The sequence below is a fragment of the Kribbella sp. C-35 genome (assembly GCF_046549195.1).
In the GTDB taxonomy this organism is placed as follows: Bacteria; Actinomycetota; Actinomycetes; order Propionibacteriales; family Kribbellaceae; genus Kribbella.
On record NZ_JAJPWG010000004.1, the window covers coordinates 152615 to 171858 of the forward strand.

Here is a 19244-nt window from a genome sequence, read left to right on the forward strand (position 1 = left end):
GTACCGGGATCAGCCCTTGACGGCGCCGATCAGGATTCCCTTGGTGAAATAGCGGGCGACGAACGGGTAGATGAGCAGCACCGGCACGCTGGCGACCACGATCAGCGAGTACTTGAGCAGATCGGCGAGTTCCTGGCGCTGGATCACGATGGAGGCGTCGACCGCCCCACCTCCGGTTGTGTTCAGGATCAGGATGTTGCGCAGCACGAGTTGCAGCGGGAACAGGTCCGGGTTCTTCAGGTAGATCAGGGCGTCGAAGTACGAGTTCCACTGCATGATCGCGTACATCAGCGCGACCACCGCGATCATTGGTTTCGCCAACGGGATGACCACCGACCACAGGAACCTGAGGTCACCGCAGCCGTCCAGCTGGGAGGCCTCGACCAGTTCGTCGGGGATCGCCGTACGGAAATAGGTGCGGGCGATGATGACCTGCCAGACGCCGATCGCCTGCGGGATGATCAGCGCCCACCGGGTGTCCAGCAAGCCGGCCGACTGCACCACCAGGTACGTCGGGATGAGCCCGCCGGTGAACAGCATCGTGAACAGGATCAGCGTCATCACGACGTTGCGGCCGACGAGCGTACGGCGCGACAGCGGGTACGCGATCGCGATCGTCATGGTGACGCTGACGATCGTGCCGACCACCGTGTAGAACAACGAGTTCACGTACCCCTGGACGATCTGCGGGTTCTCGAACACCGCGTGGTACCCGCGCAGCGAGAACTCCACCGGCCAGAACAGCACTCGCCCCGACGACACGGCCGCGGGACTGCTGAACGAACTGGCCACGATGTAGAGCAGCGGCAGCAGCACCACCAGGAAGAACACCACGAGCAGCAGGTACACGCAGAACAAGAAGAGGCGGTCCGTGCGCGGCTCGCGGATCCGGCGTGCGCGTGCCGCCCGACGCTCGACTCTCTTGCTCGGCAACGTTCTGGCTTCAGTCTCGACGCTCATGACCACAATCCGTTCCCGGTGACCCGTTTGGCGATCGTGTTGACCATCAGCAGCAGGACCAGGTTGATCACCGAGTTGAACAGCCCCACCGCGGTCGCCCCGCTGAAGTCGGCGTTCAGCAGACCGGTCTTGTAGACGTAGGTCGCGATGATCTCCGACTGGCTCAGGTTGAGCGGGTTCTGCAGCAGGAACGCCTTCTCGAAGCCGATCGCCATGATGTTGCCGACGGCAAGGACGAGGATGATCACCGCGGTCGGCATGATGCCCGGCAGGTCCACGTGCCGGATCCGCTGCAATCGGGTGGCGCCGTCGATCTTGGCCGACTCGTGCAGCGCCGGATCGACCCCGGCCAGCGCCGCGAGGTAGATCACCGCGGAGTACCCGGTGGTCTGCCAGACGTCGGACCAGACGTAGATGTGCCGGAAGTAGTCCGGGTTGCCGAGGAAGTCGACCGCCGATACGCCGAAGAACCCGAGCCCCTCGTTGACGAGGCCTAGCCGCGGCGACAGCATCAGGATCGTCATCGACACGACCACCACGGTCGAGATGAAGTACGGCGCGTAGGTGACCAGCTGGACCGTCTTCTTGAACAGACCCACGCGGATCTCGTTCAGGGCCAGGGCGAGGATGATCGCGATCGGGAAGCTGGCCGCGACGGTGTAGACCGAGAGCAGGAAGGTGTTCTTCACCAGGGTCCAGAACACCGGGTTGTGGAAGAACAGCTCGAAGTTCTGCCAACCCACCCAGGGGCTTCCCCAGATGCCCTTGGTCACGTTGAAACTCTTGAACGCCAGGACCGCGTTCGACATCGGGATGTACTTGAAGACCGCGAACCAGACCAGCGGCACGACCATCAACAGGTACATCGTCCAGTGCCGCCGAAGGCTGCGCCGGAATCCCTTGAATCCGGGGCGCTCCCGTCGGCGTCGTCGCTTCGGCCGGTTCGGCAGCTCGCCCGCGGGCGGCCGGACAGTTGTCAGCGTTGCCATGGAACCTCCTCGTCCAGGCCGGGGATCATGTCGAGCTCACCCGGTGACCGATTCCGGCGGTCAGTCGGACCGGCACCAGTACGCCGCCCTGGCGGACGACCCGCTCCTGATCCCGGTCGGCGGTCAGGACTGTCTCGACGCGCTGCGGTGTCCACGCGATGTCGACGACGACTCCGCCGCGGGCTCTGAGGCCCGTCACCCGGCCGCTGGTCCACTCCGCCGGAAGGGCCGGCAACACCTCGATCTCGCCGGTGTGGCTCTGCAGCAGCATCTCCGCGATCCCCGCGGTCGCACCGAAGTTGCCGTCGATCTGGAACGGCGGGTGCGCACAGAACAGGTTCGGATAGACCCCCGCACCGCTTCCGGGACGCCCCTTGGCGGCGTCGTCCGCCGGCCGGAGGAACGCCTGAACCAGGCGGTGCGCAGCCGCCGCGTCCCGGAGACGCGCACGCAGACAGATCTTCCAGGCGAGCGACCAACCGGTCGCCTCGTCGCCACGCAGGTCCAGTGTGCGCGTGGCCGCCGCGGCGAGGACCGGCGTACCGCCGGGCGTGATCGCGTCACCCGGATACAGGCCGACCAGATGGGACATGTGCCGGTGGTGCGGATCTTCCTCCGGCAGGTCGGCTGCCCATTCCTGCAACTGTCCTTGCGCGCCGATTGACGGTTCGGGCAGGCGCTTGCGGGCGGTCGACAGCTCGCCGACGATCGGGTCCACGACGTCCAGCAGCTGCGCCGCCCGCTCGACCCGGTCGAACAGGTCCGAGATCAGGGCCAGGTCCATCGTCGACGACACGGTGACCGACGCCGGTTGCCCGTCGGCCGCGATGTAGTCGTTCTCCGGTGAGGTCGACGGCGCCGTACCGAGGCTGCCGTCGGGCATCTCGACGAGCCAGTCGAGGCAGAACTCCGCCGCTCCGCGCAGCGCCTGCCAGGACTGTCCGAGGAACTCCAGATCGCCCGTGAACTCGTAGTGGTCCCACAGGTGGCGGACCAGCCAGGCACCTGCCATCGGCCAGTTCGACCACCGCGGATCGCCCTCGACCGGGAACGTCCAGCCCCACGCGTCCGTGTTGTGGTGCGCGGTCCAGCCTCCACACCCGTAGCGCTCGCGGGCGGTACTGCGTCCAGCCAGCGCGAGGCTATCGATAAACCTGAGCAGCGGCTCGTGGCACTCGGACAGGTTTGTGGTCTCCGCCGGCCAATAGTTCATCTCGGTGTTGATGTTCACCGTGAAGTTCGAGCTCCACGGCGGGCGCAGGATTTCGTTCCAGATCCCCTGCAGGTTCGTCGGCAGCCCGCCCGGCCGCGAGCTCGCGATCATCAGGTAGCGGCCGTAATTGAAGAGCAGCGCGGCCAGCGCGGGATCATCGGCGGCGCGCGCCACCCGTTGATCGGTCGGCAGCCGGGACTCCTCTGTCGGCCCGGTCAGTTCCAGCGACGAACGACGGAACAGGTCCCGGTGATCTCGCTGGTGATCGTCCAGCAGTACGGCGTAGTCGCGGTCGAGGGCCGCGAGCACGGTCTCGTCGGCGGCGGCCCAGCACTCGTCACCCGTCCGGGTCGGAGTCGTCGACGGTCCGTCGTACCCCGTCGCAGTGGAGAGGACGAGGATGATCTCGGTCGCATCGTCGACGACGAGTTCCGACGCGGTCGCCTGGATCTCGCCGTCACTCGTTGCCCGGAGCGCGATCGCGGCGGCCATCCCGCGATCCGCGCCGTCGGAGTACCGGATCGGCTGCGGCACGTCTCGATGCGGTGGCGCGACATCGGCCGGCGCCTGCAGGAACAGGCCTAGCCCGCCCTGGACCGCCTGCGCTCGCGACTGCAGCTTCGACGTCAACCGGCACGTGAGCGCCAACTGCGGCTCAGAAGCCGTCAACCGTACGACGAGTACGCCGTCGGGCGCGCTGACGAAGGCCTCCTGCCGAACGCTCACCCCGCCGACGTCGTACTGCGTGATGGCCACCGCGGCGTCGAGATCAAGTGTTCGGCTGTACTGCGTGACCTGGTCCGCGACCGGTGTGGATCCGCCGACGCGGACATCGAGCAGGAGATCACCGAGCGGCAGGTACGCCTGCGAGTAGCCGGAGTGAAATCCGCCGGCCAACTCGTGGGCGCGACGGATGTCGCCCGCCCGCAACGCCTCGCGGACCGCGTCGACCGCGTCCGCTCCGGTCGCTCCGAGCGGAGTGGACAGCAGCCGCGCGGTCTCCGGGCCGCCCGACCACAGCGTCTCGTCGTTCAGCCCGATGCGATCGCTTCCGGCACCTCCGAAACACATCGCGCCGATGCGGCCGTTGCCGAGCGGCAACGCCTCCAGCCAGGTCGCCGCCGGCCGGTCGTAGAACAGCGTGTGGATGCCGGACCGGTCTGAGCTCACCAGGTCGCTCATCGAGGAGCCTTCCATCGAGAAACAAGGATTGATCCCATGAATTTCCCGGATCGTAGCGCCGACGCTCCGCGTGGTCCATACTGAACGCCATCAAAGTTGGAGAAAAGTCCTATCTATCTCGGACCAGTGAGGGTCGCCATGCCACGCATCACCTCGGTGGAGGTCGTCGATGTCCGCTTCCCGACGTCGCTCACCCGCGACGGCTCGGACGCGATGAACAAGGACGGTGACTATTCGGCGGCGTACGTCGTCCTGCACACCGACGACCCGTCCTTGTCCGGGTACGGCTTCACGTTCACGATCGGGCGCGGCAACGATCTCTGCGTGTCCGCGGCGGAGCAGCGCGCCGAGCCGCTGGTGGGTCGTGACGTCGACGTACTCTGCGACGACCTCGGCGCGGTCTACCGGGAGCTCCAGTCGGACTCCCAGCTGCGATGGCTGGGACCGGACAAGGGTGTGATCCACCTTGCGCTGGCCGCGGTGATGAACGCTCTGTGGGACCTGGCCGCCCGCCGGGCCGGCGTACCGCTGTGGCGGCTCCTGTCCGAGATGTCACCCGAAGAGCTCGTCCGGGCGGCCGACCTGCGGTACCTGAGCGACGTCCTCACCCCGGACCAGGCGGTGACGATGCTCGCGTCCCGCGAAAGTGGCCGTAAGCAACGGATCGAGGAGCTCGCGGCGTCCGGCTATCCCTGCTACACCACGTCGGCCGGCTGGCTCGGGTACTCCGATGCCAAGCTGCGCAGGCTCTGTGAGGAAGCCGTTGCCGCCGGCTACAAACACGTCAAGCTCAAGGTCGGCGCCGACGTGGACGACGACATCCGGCGCTGCCGCATCGCCCGCGAGGTACTCGGTCCGGGCGGAAATCTGATGATCGACGCGAACCAGGTCTGGGACGTGCCCGAGGCGATCGAGTGGGTGAAGGCGCTGGCCGAGTTCGAGCCGCTCTGGATCGAGGAGCCGACCAGCCCGGACGACATCCTCGGCCACGCGGCGATCCGCAAAGCGGTCGCTCCGATCGGGGTCGCCTCCGGGGAGCACGGCATGAACCGGGTGCTGTTCAAGCAGATGTTCCAGGCCGGTGCGCTCGACTACTGCCAGCTCGACGCGGCTCGCCTCGGCAGCGTCAACGAAGTACTCGCGGTCTACCTGCTCGCTGCCTGGTTCGACGTGCCGGTCTGCCCGCACGCGGGTGGCGTGGGCCTGTGCGAGCTCGTCCAGCACCTCGCGATCTTCGACTATGTCGCCGTCTCCGGCAGTCTCGACCGCCGCGTCACCGAGTACGTCGACCACCTGCACGAACACTTCGTGGATCCGTGCATCGTCCGCGAGGGGGCGTACGCGCTGCCGGACGCGCCCGGTTACAGTGCCGAGATGTACAGGGAGTCGCTCGAGACCTACAGCTTCCCGGATGGCAAATACTGGGCGGCACGCGCCTCTGGGGAGCAGCCATGAGCCAGGAAAGGTCCACTCTGCATCCCCGGGTCGCGGGTTCGTCACAGACCGACGTGGTCGTCCAGAGCATCCGGCAGATGATCATCGACGGCCGGCTCCGGCCGGGTGATCGGCTGCCGATCGAGAGAGACCTCGCCGCGGCGCTCGGCGTCTCCAGGAATCCGCTGCGCGAAGGCGTTCGGGCGCTGTCGATCATGGGCGTCCTCGAGACCCGGCAGGGCGACGGCACCTACGTCACCAAGCTCGATCCGTCCATGCTGCTCGCCCCGATGGGCTTCGTCGTCGACCTGCAGGACGGCAACGGGACTCATCATCTGCATGTCGTACGGCGGATCCTGGAGACGGAGGTCGCGGCGCTGGCGGCCCGCGACATCGCCGTCGACAAACTGGCCGCCGCGGAAGACCTGCTGCGGCGCAACGAGGCCGAGCTCGCGCTCCCGGAGCCCGATCACGAGGCCGTCATCGAGAACGACATCGCCTTCCATCGCATCATCGCCGAGGCGGCCGGCAATCCGGTGCTGACCGCTCTCATCGATGCTCTCGGCGGCCGCACGATGCGGGACCGGCTGCGCCGATCCATCTCGGAGCCCGGCGCCGACGAGACCGCGCACCGCGAACACCTCTCGATCCTCGCCGCCCTCAGCAGCCACGACCCCGATCGCGCCCGGAACCGGATGGCCGCGCACCTGTTCACCGTCGAGGACTACCTGCTCGCACACCGCCCGCCGACGAACTGAGGCCTTGTGAACAACCTGCTGCACTGGAGTACGCCGGAACTCGCACTGACGTTCGCCCTCGACGAAGGTCCCGTCCGGCTGGTCGCTGTCCGCGAGGCCTCGCAGCCGACGGGTGACGAGCCCGATCCGAGTCAGCCCTTGGTGGAGGTCTCCGCCGTGGGGCACGGTCATTCCAGCAACCGTCAGGCAGGCACCGTCCTCGGGCGGCAGTTGCGGTACGTACGGCACGACGAGACTCCGACCATGCTGCGCATCGTCCAGGAGGAGCCGGCCACGGGCCTCCGCGTCACCAGCGTCTTCGAAGCGCGAGCCGGCGTACGCACCTGGACCGAGGCCTCGATCAGCGGACCGGGCTCTCTGGAGCTCACGTTCCTGTCGTCTCTCACGGTCGGCCTCGAGTCGATCGACGCCGAGCTGTACTCGGCCGCGAACAGCTGGATGGCCGAGAACCGGTGGTCGAAGCGCGCGGTCCGCGAGGTGCTTGCCGACATCGTCCGCGACCCGCATCACCACGTCGCCAAGAGCCGGCACGCGGTGACCAGCACGAACTCGTGGTCCTCGGGAGAGACTCTGCCCATCGGCGTTCTGGTCGACCGAAGTACGCCGTACGCCCTCGGTTGGCAGATCGAGCACAACGGTCCATGGCACTACGAGCTCGGCGAGACCGAACGCGGTGGCTACCTGCTGCTGAGCGGACCGACCGATCATGAACACCAGTGGACCGTCGAGGTCACCGCCGGCACGCCGTTCACGACGGTGCCGGTTTCACTCGTTGCCGGGACCGACGCAGGCAGTGTGTTCGCGGCGCTCACGCGGCAGCGTCGTACGATCCGGAACCGGCGCCCGATCGACGACCGGATGCCGGTCATCTTCAACGACTACATGAACACGTTGCTGGGCGACCCGACGACCGAGAAACTGCTGCCGCTGATCGACGCCGCGGCCGAGGTCGGGGCGGACTACTTCTGTATCGACGCCGGCTGGTACGCCGAAGGCGACTGGTGGAACACCGTCGGCGCCTGGCAACCGTCGACGACGCGGTTCCCGAACGGCCTCGCCGAGGTGATCGACCGGATCCGCCACCACGCGATGGTGCCCGGCCTCTGGCTCGAGCCCGAGGTCATCGGCGTGCACTCACCGATCGCCGGCGAACTCCCCGACGACGCGTTCCTCACCCGCCACGGCAGGCGAATCGCCGAGAACGGCCGCTACCTGCTCGACCTGCGCAGTCCCGCCGCCCGCAAGCACCTCGACGCCACTGTCGACCGCCTCGTCGACGAGTTCGGCATCGGCTTCTTCAAGTTCGACAACAACACCATGACCGGGCCCGGAACCGACAAGGACGGGACGTCTCTGGGGCAAGGCCTGCTGGAACACAACCGGGCACTGCTGAGCTGGCTGGACGCGGTCCAGGAACGCCATCCGGAGCTGCTGATCGAGAACTGCGGCTCCGGTGCGATGCGGATGGACTACGCGATGCTGTCCCGCCTGCATCTGCAGTCGACCTCGGACCAGGAACATCCGTTGCTCTACGCACCGATCTCCGCGGCCGCGCCCGCCGCCGTACTCCCGGAGCAGGCCGGCAACTGGGCCTACCCGATCACCGGCACGACCCCCGAGGAGTTCACCCTCGCACTCGTCAACGGCATCCTCGGCCGGCTCTACCTCTCGGGTCACCTCAACCGGATGACGCCGGCCGAGCTGGACCTCGTCCGGTCGGCGCTGACCGCCCATCGCGCCGTACTCGATGATCTGCACACACTCGTCCCCGCCTGGCCGCTCGGCCTACCGCTGTGGACCGACGACTGGATCGCTCTCGCACTCAATGGTCCCGACGTCTCCTACCTCAGTGTCTGGCACCGCGTCCCCGGCCCGTCCACGATCAGCATCCCGATCCCGCGCTCGAAGCTCGCACCGCACTTCCCCACCGACCTCGGCGACTGGACCTACTCCTGGACCGACGACGCGCTGGTCATCACCGCCAACTCCCCCGAGCCTGCGGCCCGGGTCCTCCGCCTGGATCACTCATGACATCCGGACACCCCTACGCGGGCTACCTGTACGCACATTTCAAGCGCGAGTCCGTCGACGGTGAGCAGATCTACTTCGCCTTGAGCGACGGCAACGACCCGCTGCACTTCAACGACCTCAACGGCGGCGAACCGGTCCTGCGCTCCACCCTGGGCGAGTGCGGCGTCCGCGATCCGCACATCGTCCGTTCCCCGGAAGGCGACCGGTTCTACCTGGTCGCCACCGACCTGCGTCTCTTCAGCAGCCGCGACTGGGACCGTCACCAGCGCCGAGGCAGCCGCTCGATCATGGTCTGGGAGTCAGCGGATCTCGTGAACTGGGGACCCGGCCGGCTCGTCGAGGTCGCACCGCCCGAGGCCGGCAACACCTGGGCCCCGGAGGCGATCTGGGACCCAGAACAGGAGGCGTACGTCGTGCACTGGTCCTCCACGCTCTACGACAACGCCGACCACGAGGGTGTCAGCTACAACCGCATCATGTACGCGACCACCCGCGACTTCCGCGACTTCTCCGAGCCCCGGGTCTGGATCGACCGGGGCTGGCACACGATCGACACCACCGTGATCGACCACGACGGCGTGTACTACCGCTTCCTGAAGGACGAACGCAGCCGCACCGGCGGCGCACCGCTCGGCAAGTCGATCTTCTCCGAAACCTCGACGTCGCTGACCGCCGCCGAGTGGAAGCCGCTGGCCGAAGGCATCGGCCTGGGCACGATCAGCCAGGGCGAGGGCCCGCTGGTGTACAAGTCGAACACCGAGAACAAGTGGTATCTCTGGATCGACGAATTCACCGCGGAGCACCGGTACGTCCCCTTCGAGACGACCGACCTCGCCGGCGGCCGATGGACCCCTTCTGCGGACCACCGCCTGCCGAAGGACCCCTGCCACGGCGTCGTCCTCCCGGTGACCGCCGAAGAGTACGACCGCCTCCGAGCGACCCGGTAGGTGGGTACTGGCTAACGACCGACGGCCTTGGCGAGCTGAGCCTTTGTCATCGTGGAGCGGCCCTTGATGTTCTTCTGCTTGGCCTCGTTGTAGAGCTGTTCCTTGGTGCGGCCCTTCGAACCGCTGTGCGAGCGCAGGCCGCCGCGGCGTCCGGACGAGATGTCGTGTGTGGAGGAGCGGCTCGACTCCTTCGACTCGCCGCTGCGAGCGCGTTCCTTGTTCACGGTCCGCGCCGCGATCTCCTCGGCGACGTCCTCGCTCCGGCCCCGGTCCTTCAGGCCCGCCTTGATGTGCTCGTACTGCCGTTCCCGCTTCCGATTCGATCCAGCCGGCATGTCCGTCACTCCTTCCATCGCCCCTCCCGGTACCCGGACCTCCCAGCAGCAATCAAGCGACGGACAGTTCGGTTCGACAGGTAGTGCACCGGCGAGACACCGTACGCGAGAACGAGTTCGCGCTCAGGTGCACTACCCCAACGCCTGACACCTCCTGTCCAAATGCACACCGGCCGGGCCTCTGGGTCAGCTGGTCTTGGCGAAGGCTTCGAGTTCGTAGAGGGAGTAGCCGTACTGGGTGGCTCGGTGGATGCCCTGGAGGCGGAGGTAGCGGGCGGTGGTGTCGAGCCAGAGGGTGTCGGTGCCTCCGTTGCCGTCGGTGACCTCGGCTGCGGTTGTCCAGGTGCTCCCGTCTTCCGAGACCTGGACCTGGTACGCCGTGCCGTACGCCGCCTCCCAGCGCAGCACGAGCTTGCCGAGCGGCGTCGACGTACCGAGGTCGATCTGGAGCCACGAGGCGTCGTCGTAGCCGGAGGCCCAGCGCGTGGCGGTGTCTCCGTCTACTGCGAGATCGGCGGTGAACGACGTACCGGGTTCGATGCTTGAGGCAACGGCCGGGCGGTCGAGCGCCACGTTGGCGGTACCGGTTCGGGGGCGTACGGCGACCCGCAGTACGGCGTCGAAGGTGTTTGCGCCGGAGGTGAAGGTCACCGGGATGTCCACGTCGGCCAGCGCGGCGTCGGCGGGAGGTGTCAGCTTCACGGTGACGGACTGGGTGAAGCCGCGCTTTACGGTGACCGACGTACTGGCCGGATCGACGGTCCACCCGGCCGGCGGGGCGACGCGCAGGGTGCCGGTCACGTCGGCGCCGCGTTCGGCGGAGATGTCGACCACGAAGCTCGACGCCGTGCCGCGGACTACGTCGGCGCGGTCCGCGTCGACGTGCAGGCCGGCGAGCGGCGTGTCACTCCACAGCGGCACAATCTCGGCGACGGCCGGTGTCCCGCTCCTCCACACCAGCCGCACGGCTTCGGCGCGAAGATCGTTCGCAGGCACCTCGGCGTACGCCGTTGACACGGACCCGACGCGCTGCCAGGCTCCCCCGACCTGCACCTCCACGTCCGCGGACCCCACGTTCGCCGACTGCTGGAGAATCGTGAGACCCGCCAACTCCCTCGGCGCCGACAACCCGACGGTCAACGCATCGCCGACCCCAGGCGCTGCGACCGGCACGTAGGCGGTCTCCAAGTTCCCGTCCACCGCACGCTGGTACGACGATCCCGGCGCGGGCGCCGGCGTACCACTGGCTGTCAGCGTCGTCTTCCGCCCGCCGATCGTCTCCACCGAGAACTCTCGTACCACCACCCAGAAGTCGGTCGCGGACAACGACCGGTACCGCACATAACGCGCGGTCGTGCCGGCCGGCGCCGTGGTCCGCACCTCTGCCGTGGTCGCGCGGGTCAGCTCGGTCCATCGCGTACCGTCGAGCGAGTACTCCAACGCGCCCGACTGGATGTAGTCGTTCGGGCTGGAGGTCTTGCCCATCAGCAGTTCGATCGCGCCGATCGTCGCGGGTTCGCCGAGATCGACCCGGATCTCGGAGCCCTGATCGGGGGCGCCGTTGCTCCAGAAGAACGTGTTCGGGTCGCCGTCGACCATCCGCGCCGGCACATTGTCCTGGTAAGTCCCCAGGTTCGTCGTCGCGGTGCGACCCGGCTGTACGCCGAGCCACCGGTCGTGGACGCGGCCGGTCTCGGCGATCAGTTCGTCGACGACCCGTTCACCGATCCGCGGATAGGTACCGCTGTGCGGCAGCCGGCCGTCCCGGATCGCCTTGGCCTCGGTGACGAGCGCGCTCATCTGCTGCCGGGCGGTCCAGGCCGCCGCTCCGTCGCCGGCGTCCAGCGCCGCGAGCAGATCGAGGGCGCGCCCCATCGCCTGTCCCCACAACTCAGTTGCCTTGAGCCACGATTCCGCCTCGGCGGCGAACGCGGGATCGACAACGCCCGACCGGATCGTCCCAGGTGCGGCGGTGATCGCCTTCACCCGCGGCCGCAGTCCGGCGATCGCCTGGGCGCGTTGCCCGGATCGCCACAGCTGCCAGAACTGCTCGACCGCCGTACCGAACACCGGCGCGCTCTCCGGATGCAGCGTGCCGTCGTACGTGTTCAGATCCGCGAACACCTGCAAGGCCGCGGCCGTCGCCGGGTCGCCGCCTGCCCGCTCCGCCAGCGCGCGACGCCAGGAGGCGTCGGCGTCGTACTTCGCGGGGTTCCAGCCGAGCTCCGCGAACGAGTACAGCGCGATCTTGCTGACCGCGGCCTGGTTCATCGGGTTCGAGATGACGCCGGCGACGTGATCGGCGATCGCAGGCTCACGGCCGCCGTACGGCGCGAGCAGCAACCGGCCGGCCGCGTAGTCGTTGACCGGGTAGTTGTCCCAGATCAGGATGTCGTGACCGAACACGGCCTTCGCCTGGGCCGCCTGCGCCGCCGTGATCGTCCGCGGCACCACCCCGATCCCGGTCCAGTGCACCACCACGTCGGTGTCGAGCTGCTCCCGCAAAGCCTTCTTGTACGGCGTTTCGCTGACGTTGTAGTACTCCGTCGGCACCATCTGCAGCGGCGCGACGTCCGTCTTGGTCTCCACCCATTCGCGTTGCACCCGGTTGAGCAGATCGCTCTGCGCCCGGCCCGCGGCGCCTCCGCCCGTGCCGTACTTCGCCTTGTCCGCGTCGCAGTGCCAGGAGTTGTAGTCGATGTCGTCGAGCGGCACGTTGAACGATCGGGCGCCCACGTCGTACAGCGCCTGGAATTTCGCGATCAGGGCCTGGAAGTCGGCGTCCGAGGTGTAGCAGATCGACAGGCCCGGCGAGAGCGCGAAGGTGAAGTCGACCTTGTTCTGGCGCGCGCGGGTGACCAGCTCGGCGAGTTGGGCGAGCTTGTCGGCCGGGTACGGGTCGCGCCACTGCTCGCGGTGGTACGGGTCGTCCTTGGGCGCGTACTCGTACGTGTTCATGCGATGGTCGCCGAGGTAGCTGAGCTCGTCCAGGCGGTCCGCGTGTGACCACGGCGTGCCGTAGAAGCCCTCGATCGCGCCGCGGTAGCGCATCGTCGGCCAGTCCCGGATCGCGACGCCGGGCATCCAGTCGCGGCCCGGGCGGGCCTGGATCAGCTGCGCGAGCGACTGCGCCGCGTAGTACGTGCCGTCGGAATCGACGCCGTCGAGCACCACATGACCGCGATCGTGCTGGTCGCGGCCCGCGGCGAGGACGTATCCCTCGACGGGCAGGCCGGTGCTGTCCGGAACACGGAGAGCGCGGAGCACCGACGCGTCACGGCCCAGCCAGATGGTCGTCGGCGTACCGGGGTCGCTGCCGTTCGTGGTCCGGATGCTCGTCACGCCGACGCGGTTCAGTGCCTGGCGTACGACGCGCTCGGCATCCGCATCGGTGCGCGCGGTGCGGACCAGGCCGACAACCGGGGCGATCGGGAAGCCGTCGGCACGTTGCACGAGTTGCTGCGGCTGGGGTGAAACCGCGGGAACGACGGGACCGATCGCACCGGCGTACTGCGGGAGAAGTGCGAGCGGGGCAACCAGGGCGAACACGCAGACAGCAGACCGGAGCAGGCGCATCGAGTCTCCTCGGGCATGGGCGGGTGAAGCCAGTTAGCCAGTGCGCGTAACTGCACGTCAAGTGCTCGAGCTAGGCAGTTTCAGACAACCAGCCGAAACTGCGCACAGCTCCCGGTGACTGGGAACAGGCAATTGCTTGTTCCCAGTCACCGGGGCTTGGCCCCAGTTCGACGGCGTACGTCGTAGGTCGGTTTAGGGTGGGCGATCATGGTGTCGGACGGTGGGGATCACTCGCGGTTGCGGCAGCTCAATGAGCGGGCGGTGCTCGGGGTAGTGCGGTCCGCCGGGGAGGCGCGGGTCGCGGAGATCGTGGAGCAGAGCGGTCTCGGGCGTACTGCAGTTGAAGAGGTGCTCGCCAGCTTGGTGGAGCGGCGCTGGCTGGTTGAGGAGAGTCCGGCGATCCGTGGGCGCGGGCGACCGGCGCGCAGCTACCGGTTCCGCGCGGAGGCGGGGTACGTCGCCGGGCTGGACATCGGCGCGTTCTCGGTGCGTGGAGTGCTCACCGATCTCGACGGGCGGATGCTCGCCAACGCCCACCGCTCCGTGACGCCGGAGACACCGCGGAGGCAGCGGCTGGCGACAGCTGACCGAGTGATTGCCGACTGCGCGCGGGAGGCCGGCGTGCCGGTGGCGCAGGTGTGGGCCGTCGGTGCAGGTACGACGGGGCTGGTTGACGCTGCGGGCACCGTCGTCCGGGCCAATGCGATCCCGGACTGGGGCGGTACCGATCTGGCCGGGCACTTCAAGGCGCAACTCGTTGTCGTCGACAACGACAGTCAGCTCGCGGCTCTGGCCGAGCTACGACGCGGGGGCGCGGATCACTCGGCAGACATGGTGTTTCTGCATGCGGGGCGGCGTACGGGGTTGGCGTTGGTGCTTGACGGGCAGTTGCGGCGGGGGGCATTCGGGGCGGCGGCTGACATGTCTGCGCTGCGGGGTGTGGCATGGGAGGCGGCGCTCGAGTATCTGCACGCCGTCGTACCGGCGGAGATTCCCACGGTGGACAAGGCCGAACGCGCCTTCGCGGCCGCTCGGGACGGGGACCGGGCGGCGCGGGCCGCCGTACGGAAGTACGCCCGCGGCATGGCAGTGGCCGCGGCGACAGCGATCGCGATCGTCGACCCGCGGCTGCTCGTCCTCGGCGGAGCGTTCTCCCAGGCTGCCGACGTACTGCTCGAACCACTGGCGGACGAGCTCGAGCGCCTCTGCCCGCGCGTCCCCGAACTCCACGCATCTGCCCTCGGCTCGCTGTGCGTAGCCCTCGGCGCTGCCAGCCTCGCGCAGGACGCCGTCGACACGCGTCTGCTCGCGGCGAGCCGCGGCTCACTCCCCCGGCTGTCGGCCCGGAGCCTCTGACCTCAGGTTGGCCGATTGTTCACCGGGCCGTTGACGCATGTCCGGTCCGGCAGCTAATAATGTCGGAAAGAGGCAATAATGCGCACTAACGCGCACCCCTCCGCCAGGAAGCAGGTTGCCGTGAACAGTCGGATCCGCCGCCGCACGTTCCTCACCACCACCGGCGCGATCGCCACCGCGACCGCGGTCGGCGACGTCGCGTACGCCACGCCGCACGCGCTCGACGACGCCTCGGGGTACGTCGACGTACAGCTGCTGAACATCACCGACTTCCACGGATACCTGCAGCCGACGACGCCCAGCCAGGGCAGCGTGATCACCGGCGCGGGCGGTGTCCAGGTGACCGTCGGCGGCGCCGGGTACCTGGCCACGCACCTGAAGCGGCTGCGCGAGGGGCAGCGGAACTCGATCTTCTTCTCGTCCGGTGACAACTTCAACGGCTGGCCGTTCGAGGTCGACGCGCACGCCAACGAGCCGACGATCGAGGCTCTGAACGCGCTGGGCCTGCAGTTCAGCACCGTCGGCAACCACGAGCTCGACCACTCGGTGGAGTTCCTCGTCGACCATATGGAGAAAGGCAAGCCGTACCCGGTTAGCGGACGGGACGACAACTTCGTCGACTCGACCGGACACCGCTTCCAGGGCGCGAACTTCCGCTTCTACACCGCGAACATCGTGCACGCGGACACCGGTCGGCCGATCGTTCCGCCGTACAACATCGAATGGGTCGACGCCGGCCGCGGCCGGAAACTGCCGATCGCGTTCATCCACCTGACGCTGGTCGGTTCGGAAACCGGATCGACGTCGTACCAGCCCGGGCTGAAGTCGCTGTCGGACCTGGAGCAGGCGAACAAGCTCGCCGCGCAGCTCAAGAAGCGCGGCGTCAACGCGATCGTCATCAACATCCACGACGGCGGCGTGGCCGGGAATGACTACAACGCGGGGACGAACCCGTCGGGCCCGGTGTTCCAGCTGGCCGCGAACGCCTCCCCGGACATCGCCGCGATCGTGACCGGGCACTGGCACTGCCGGTTCAACATGATGGTTCCGGACCCGAACGGCGTACCGCGGCCGGTCGTCGAGGCCGGTAACCACGGGTCGCTCATCAACGAGATCAACCTCAAGCTGGACCCGCGCACCGGCGAGGTCATCCGCGAGCTCACCCGGTCGACCAACCACGCCAACACCCGCGACGTACCGCTCGACGAAGAACTCCAGTACATCGCCGACTACTGGACGGCGCAGGGCAAGAAGCGCTACGCCACGCCGCTCGCGCGAGTCACCGCCGACTTCACCCGTACGCCGAACGCGTCCGGCGAGAGCACGATGGGCAACCTGGCCGCGGACTTCGCCTACTGGGACGCGAACCAGCACCGCGATGGTCGCGCCGACCTGGCCCTGATCTCGGTCAAGCCGGTGTCAGGGTCGAACGCCGTCACCGGCGACCTGTTGTTTGCCAAGGGCACCAATGCGTCGGACGTGGACGGAACGGTGCTGTTCGGCGAGGCGTGGGGCGCGTTCGGGTACGGCAACCCGATCCTGACGGTGACGCTGCCGGGCACCCAGCTGCACGCCGCCTTCGAGGCGCAGTGGGTGCCACAGGCCAACGGTACCGAGAAGTTCGCTCCGTTCGCGGTCTCGCAGAACGTCAGCTACACCTACGACACGACGAAGCCGATCGGTCAGCGCGTCGACCCCGCGACCGTGCAGATCAACGGGAAACCGCTCGACCTGAACCGGAACTACCGCGTCGCCGCGCTCGCCTACACGCTGATCGGCGGCGACGGTACGACGGTCTTCGCCGGGTTCACCGATCCGGTCCGCAACGACCGCGACCACGAGGGATTCATCGCCTACCTGCGGGCACACCCGGTGCTCACGCCCGCACCGCTCGGCCGCGCGCGTCCAGTAAGTTAGGCTGCCGTTCGAGATGATCTGAATCCCGGATGATACGAGAGCGGAAGTATGCCGAAGGCGCCGTCGCGCACCGCCGCGATCAGGACCGCGTTGCGGGACCTGCGGGTCCAGCTCGCCCTGCTGAATCATCAGGTCGGGTCCCAGCTGTCCCTCAAGGACGCCGAGCTGGACTGCCTGGACGTGCTCGCCAGGGACGGGGCGCTCACACCGAGCGCCCTGGCCCGGCGAGCCGGCATCCATCCGGCCACGATGACCGGGATCCTCGACCGGCTCGAGCGCGGCGGCTGGGTCGTCCGTGACCGCGACCAGGCCGACCGCCGGCGGGTGACCGTCAGCGTCGTCAAGGAGCGGACGGCGGCGGTGTACCAGGCGTATCGCGGCATGAACGGCGCGGTCGACAAGATCTGCGCCGGCTACTCCGAGGACGAGCTCGACCTGATCGCCGGCTTCCTGAACCGCTGCGCCGAGGCCGGCCACGCCTCCACCGAGAAGCTCGCCGCGAACTGAGCGTCGTCAGACCCGGAACACCGCAGCGTGGTCGGCGACCCAATCCGCGAGGGTTCGCGCCGGCCGACCGAGGATGCCTTCCACCTCGTCGGTGACCTCCGCGGGCTGCCCGGCGCCGCGCTCGTACCGCGCCATCAGCGCGGTGACGAACTCCTCGCGCAAACCGTGCGCGACCAGGCCCTTGGCCGCCAGCTGCGGCGGAACCTCCTGGAACGTCAGCGGCCGGCCGAGCACCTCACCGATCACCGCGACCTGCTGCTCATGGGTCAGCGACTGCGGACCGGTCACCCGAAGCCTGCGCCCATCGAACTCCTCGTTCAGCAGTGCTTCGGCGATCACCGCAGCCAGGTCGGCCTCGTGGATCGGCGCTTCCGCGAAGTCGCCGTACGGCGCCCGCACGACGTCACCGCCACGGATCTGCGCGCCGAACATGCCGATCACGTTGGCCGCGAACGTACTGGAGCGCACAGCGACCCACGGCAGTCCGCCGACGACGACCGCCTCCTCGACCTCCTTGTTGCGGTCCCCGTTCAACCGCGACGGCTGGTGCGCCGGGTCGTCGTCGACGTTGATCGCCGACAGCACGACAACCCGCCGTACCCCGAACTCATTGGCCAGCGCGAGCACCTTGCCTGCACTGGCACCCACTGCGCGCGGATGCACGAACAGGGCGTCCGCACCTTCCAGCGCAGGCGCGAGTGCCTCCGGCTCGGCAAGGTCCACAGCGATCCCCGACGACCGCGCGACTGCACGAACCTCGACGCCGCGGTCGTCCAGCAACTGCACCAACGGCCGCCCCACCAGACCGGTAGCCCCGGTCACCACGATCCTCATGCGGCACTCCTCGTCTCGATCATTTGTGTTTCATATTATCTGATCCTCAAATTACTAGCCCTAGACGGGGTTCGTCTGGGAGCGCTCTCGGGAGCAGGAGCTGAGGCGCCTTGCAGTCTTGAACAGCTGGAGCACAGATGGTTGACGGCAGGGCGGCTGATCCGACACGATCGGTGCGGTAATAACTGGAAGCGCTCCCGGAGTGTCCGCCCCCAAGCTCGAGACAGGAGCAGCACATGCGATGGATCCTCAGAGTCCTGGTCGCGGCCGGCCTGACGCTAGGCGTTGTCCTCCCCGCACACCAGGGCGCCGGCGCCGCCACGACCGGCAACCCGGTGCAACTGACCAGCGGCTTCTACGTCGACCCGAACTCGAACCCGGCCGTCTGGGTGAAGAACAATCCCAACGACGGCCGCCGGACAGCTATCCAGAACTCGATCGCGTCGAAGCCGATGGCCCGCTGGTTCGGCAACTGGAGCAACCCGATCGGCACCTCGGTCGGAAGCTTCGTCGGCGCCGCCGACGCCGCGGACAAGCTGCCCGTGCTGGTCGCGTACAACATCCCCGGCCGGGACGCCTGCGGCGGCCACTCCGGCGGCGGCGCGGGCACCCCCGCCGCGTACCGGACCTGGATCCACGACTTCGCCGTTGCCATCGGCAACCGCCCGGCGGTGGTCGTGATCGAGCCCGACTCACTCGGTGACTTCAACTGCATGAACGCGGACCAGATCGCCGAGCGCAACGGGATGCTGACCTACGCCGTACAGCAGTTCAAGGATCTGGCGCCGAACGCGTGGGCGTACCTCGACGGCGGCAACGCCGGCTGGGTCGCCGCCGATGTGATGGCGCAGCGACTCACCGGCGCCGGTCTCGCGAACGCCCACGGCTTCGCGCTCAACGTCTCGAACTACTACACCACCGCGCAGACCGTGAGCTACGGCAACGCGGTCAACAGCCATCTGTCCGCGTCGAAGCCGTTCGTCGTCGACACCAGCCGGAACGGCAACGGTACGGGCAACGACTGGTGCAACCCGCCCGGCCGCAAGCTCGGCGTCACGGCTCAGACCGGCGGCGGCGCGGAGATGCTGCTGTGGATCAAGGTCCCCGGCGACTCCGACGGCGACTGCGGAATCGGCGCCGGCATCCCGGCCGGCACCTTCAGCCCCGACCTCGCCATCCACCTGATCAACGGCAACTGATTCTGA

The 19244-nt window shown here is 68.1% G+C and carries 14 protein-coding genes; 8 read left to right on the forward strand and 6 right to left on the reverse strand.

All coding sequences use genetic code 11. The annotated features are described in order from the left end of the window. Positions 1 to 9 precede the first annotated feature (9 nt). Genes ACLJOO_RS26600 through ACLJOO_RS26610 form a run of 3 tightly spaced genes read right to left on the reverse strand, consistent with a single transcriptional unit; the run spans position 10 to position 4344 of the window. Complete coding sequence (locus ACLJOO_RS26600; RefSeq protein ID WP_410790118.1) at positions 10 to 960, reverse strand: carbohydrate ABC transporter permease; 951 nt, start codon at positions 958 to 960, stop codon at positions 10 to 12. Continuing rightward, on the reverse strand, positions 957 to 1949 hold the full coding sequence (locus ACLJOO_RS26605; RefSeq protein WP_410790119.1) for an ABC transporter permease: 993 nt from the start codon (positions 1947 to 1949) through the stop codon (positions 957 to 959). The genes ACLJOO_RS26600 and ACLJOO_RS26605 overlap by 4 nt, the downstream gene beginning before the upstream one ends. A gap of 25 nt (positions 1950 to 1974) precedes the next feature. Then, on the reverse strand, positions 1975 to 4344 hold the full coding sequence (locus tag ACLJOO_RS26610; RefSeq protein WP_410790120.1) for a glycosyl hydrolase family 95 catalytic domain-containing protein: 2370 nt from the start codon (positions 4342 to 4344) through the stop codon (positions 1975 to 1977). Between the two features lie 138 nt (positions 4345 to 4482). On the opposite strand from ACLJOO_RS26610, the gene ACLJOO_RS26615 reads away from it, so the two are divergent. Genes ACLJOO_RS26615 through ACLJOO_RS26630 form a run of 4 tightly spaced genes read left to right on the forward strand, consistent with a single transcriptional unit; the run spans position 4483 to position 9514 of the window. Continuing rightward, positions 4483 to 5799, forward strand: a complete 1317-nt coding sequence (locus tag ACLJOO_RS26615) for an L-fuconate dehydratase (protein WP_410790121.1) — start codon at positions 4483 to 4485, stop codon at positions 5797 to 5799. Then, the gene (locus tag ACLJOO_RS26620) at positions 5796 to 6536 is read left to right on the forward strand and encodes a FadR/GntR family transcriptional regulator (protein ID WP_410790122.1); all 741 of its coding nucleotides are present in this window, start codon (positions 5796 to 5798) and stop codon (positions 6534 to 6536) included. The genes ACLJOO_RS26615 and ACLJOO_RS26620 overlap by 4 nt, the downstream gene beginning before the upstream one ends. Positions 6537 to 6542: 6 nt before the next feature. Continuing rightward, entirely contained in the window at positions 6543 to 8567 is a 2025-nt protein-coding gene (locus tag ACLJOO_RS26625; protein ID WP_410790123.1) for a glycoside hydrolase family 36 protein, read from the forward strand. After that, a complete protein-coding gene (locus tag ACLJOO_RS26630) occupies positions 8564 to 9514 on the forward strand; it encodes a glycoside hydrolase family 43 protein (RefSeq protein ID WP_410790124.1) in 951 nt (316 codons plus the stop codon). The genes ACLJOO_RS26625 and ACLJOO_RS26630 overlap by 4 nt, the downstream gene beginning before the upstream one ends. A gap of 11 nt (positions 9515 to 9525) precedes the next feature. On the opposite strand, the gene ACLJOO_RS26635 is transcribed toward ACLJOO_RS26630, so the two are convergent. Both ACLJOO_RS26635 and ACLJOO_RS26640 read right to left on the reverse strand, forming a co-directional pair. After that, positions 9526 to 9849 (reverse strand): plasmid stabilization protein, encoded by a 324-nt coding sequence (locus tag ACLJOO_RS26635; protein WP_410790125.1) that lies wholly within the window; start codon positions 9847 to 9849, stop codon positions 9526 to 9528. 186 nt (positions 9850 to 10035) lie between these two features. After that, entirely contained in the window at positions 10036 to 13425 is a 3390-nt protein-coding gene (locus tag ACLJOO_RS26640) for a beta-N-acetylglucosaminidase domain-containing protein (protein WP_410790126.1), read from the reverse strand. 207 nt (positions 13426 to 13632) lie between these two features. Here ACLJOO_RS26640 and ACLJOO_RS26645 point away from each other — a divergent pair, with 207 nt between their 5' ends. From ACLJOO_RS26645 to ACLJOO_RS26655, 3 genes are all read left to right on the forward strand, one after another. Next, positions 13633 to 14781 (forward strand): ROK family protein, encoded by a 1149-nt coding sequence (locus tag ACLJOO_RS26645; RefSeq protein ID WP_410790127.1) that lies wholly within the window; start codon positions 13633 to 13635, stop codon positions 14779 to 14781. A gap of 120 nt (positions 14782 to 14901) precedes the next feature. Continuing rightward, complete coding sequence (locus tag ACLJOO_RS26650) at positions 14902 to 16698, forward strand: bifunctional metallophosphatase/5'-nucleotidase (protein ID WP_410790128.1); 1797 nt, start codon at positions 14902 to 14904, stop codon at positions 16696 to 16698. 48 nt (positions 16699 to 16746) lie between these two features. After that, positions 16747 to 17205, forward strand: coding sequence for a MarR family winged helix-turn-helix transcriptional regulator (locus tag ACLJOO_RS26655; RefSeq protein WP_410790129.1), 459 nt, complete (start codon positions 16747 to 16749; stop codon positions 17203 to 17205). A gap of 6 nt (positions 17206 to 17211) precedes the next feature. On the opposite strand, the gene ACLJOO_RS26660 is transcribed toward ACLJOO_RS26655, so the two are convergent. After that, a complete protein-coding gene (locus tag ACLJOO_RS26660) occupies positions 17212 to 18039 on the reverse strand; it encodes an NAD(P)H-binding protein (protein WP_410790130.1) in 828 nt (275 codons plus the stop codon). A gap of 236 nt (positions 18040 to 18275) precedes the next feature. Between ACLJOO_RS26660 and ACLJOO_RS26665 the strand changes: the two genes are divergently transcribed. Further along, positions 18276 to 19238: a glycoside hydrolase family 6 protein gene (locus tag ACLJOO_RS26665; RefSeq protein ID WP_410790131.1), complete on the forward strand. Its 963-nt coding sequence runs from the start codon at positions 18276 to 18278 to the stop codon at positions 19236 to 19238. The last annotated feature ends 6 nt before the right edge of the window (positions 19239 to 19244 follow it).

What these genes read in the sequence shown, in the direction of transcription:
- ACLJOO_RS26630 (WP_410790124.1), top strand. Translation starts at nt 8,564, where the DNA reads ATGACATCCGGACACCCCTACGCGGGCTACCTGTACGCACATTTCAAG.
- ACLJOO_RS26655 (WP_410790129.1), top strand. Translation starts at nt 16,747, where the DNA reads ATGCCGAAGGCGCCGTCGCGCACCGCCGCGATCAGGACCGCGTTGCGG.
- ACLJOO_RS26600 (WP_410790118.1), bottom strand. Translation starts at nt 960, where the DNA reads ATGAGCGTCGAGACTGAAGCCAGAACGTTGCCGAGCAAGAGAGTCGAG.
- ACLJOO_RS26660 (WP_410790130.1), bottom strand. Translation starts at nt 18,039, where the DNA reads ATGAGGATCGTGGTGACCGGGGCTACCGGTCTGGTGGGGCGGCCGTTG.
- ACLJOO_RS26615 (WP_410790121.1), top strand. Translation starts at nt 4,483, where the DNA reads ATGCCACGCATCACCTCGGTGGAGGTCGTCGATGTCCGCTTCCCGACG.
- ACLJOO_RS26665 (WP_410790131.1), top strand. Translation starts at nt 18,276, where the DNA reads ATGCGATGGATCCTCAGAGTCCTGGTCGCGGCCGGCCTGACGCTAGGC.
- ACLJOO_RS26645 (WP_410790127.1), top strand. Translation starts at nt 13,633, where the DNA reads ATGGTGTCGGACGGTGGGGATCACTCGCGGTTGCGGCAGCTCAATGAG.
- ACLJOO_RS26640 (WP_410790126.1), bottom strand. Translation starts at nt 13,425, where the DNA reads ATGCGCCTGCTCCGGTCTGCTGTCTGCGTGTTCGCCCTGGTTGCCCCG.
- ACLJOO_RS26605 (WP_410790119.1), bottom strand. Translation starts at nt 1,949, where the DNA reads ATGGCAACGCTGACAACTGTCCGGCCGCCCGCGGGCGAGCTGCCGAAC.
- ACLJOO_RS26610 (WP_410790120.1), bottom strand. Translation starts at nt 4,344, where the DNA reads ATGAGCGACCTGGTGAGCTCAGACCGGTCCGGCATCCACACGCTGTTC.
- ACLJOO_RS26620 (WP_410790122.1), top strand. Translation starts at nt 5,796, where the DNA reads ATGAGCCAGGAAAGGTCCACTCTGCATCCCCGGGTCGCGGGTTCGTCA.
- ACLJOO_RS26635 (WP_410790125.1), bottom strand. Translation starts at nt 9,849, where the DNA reads ATGCCGGCTGGATCGAATCGGAAGCGGGAACGGCAGTACGAGCACATC.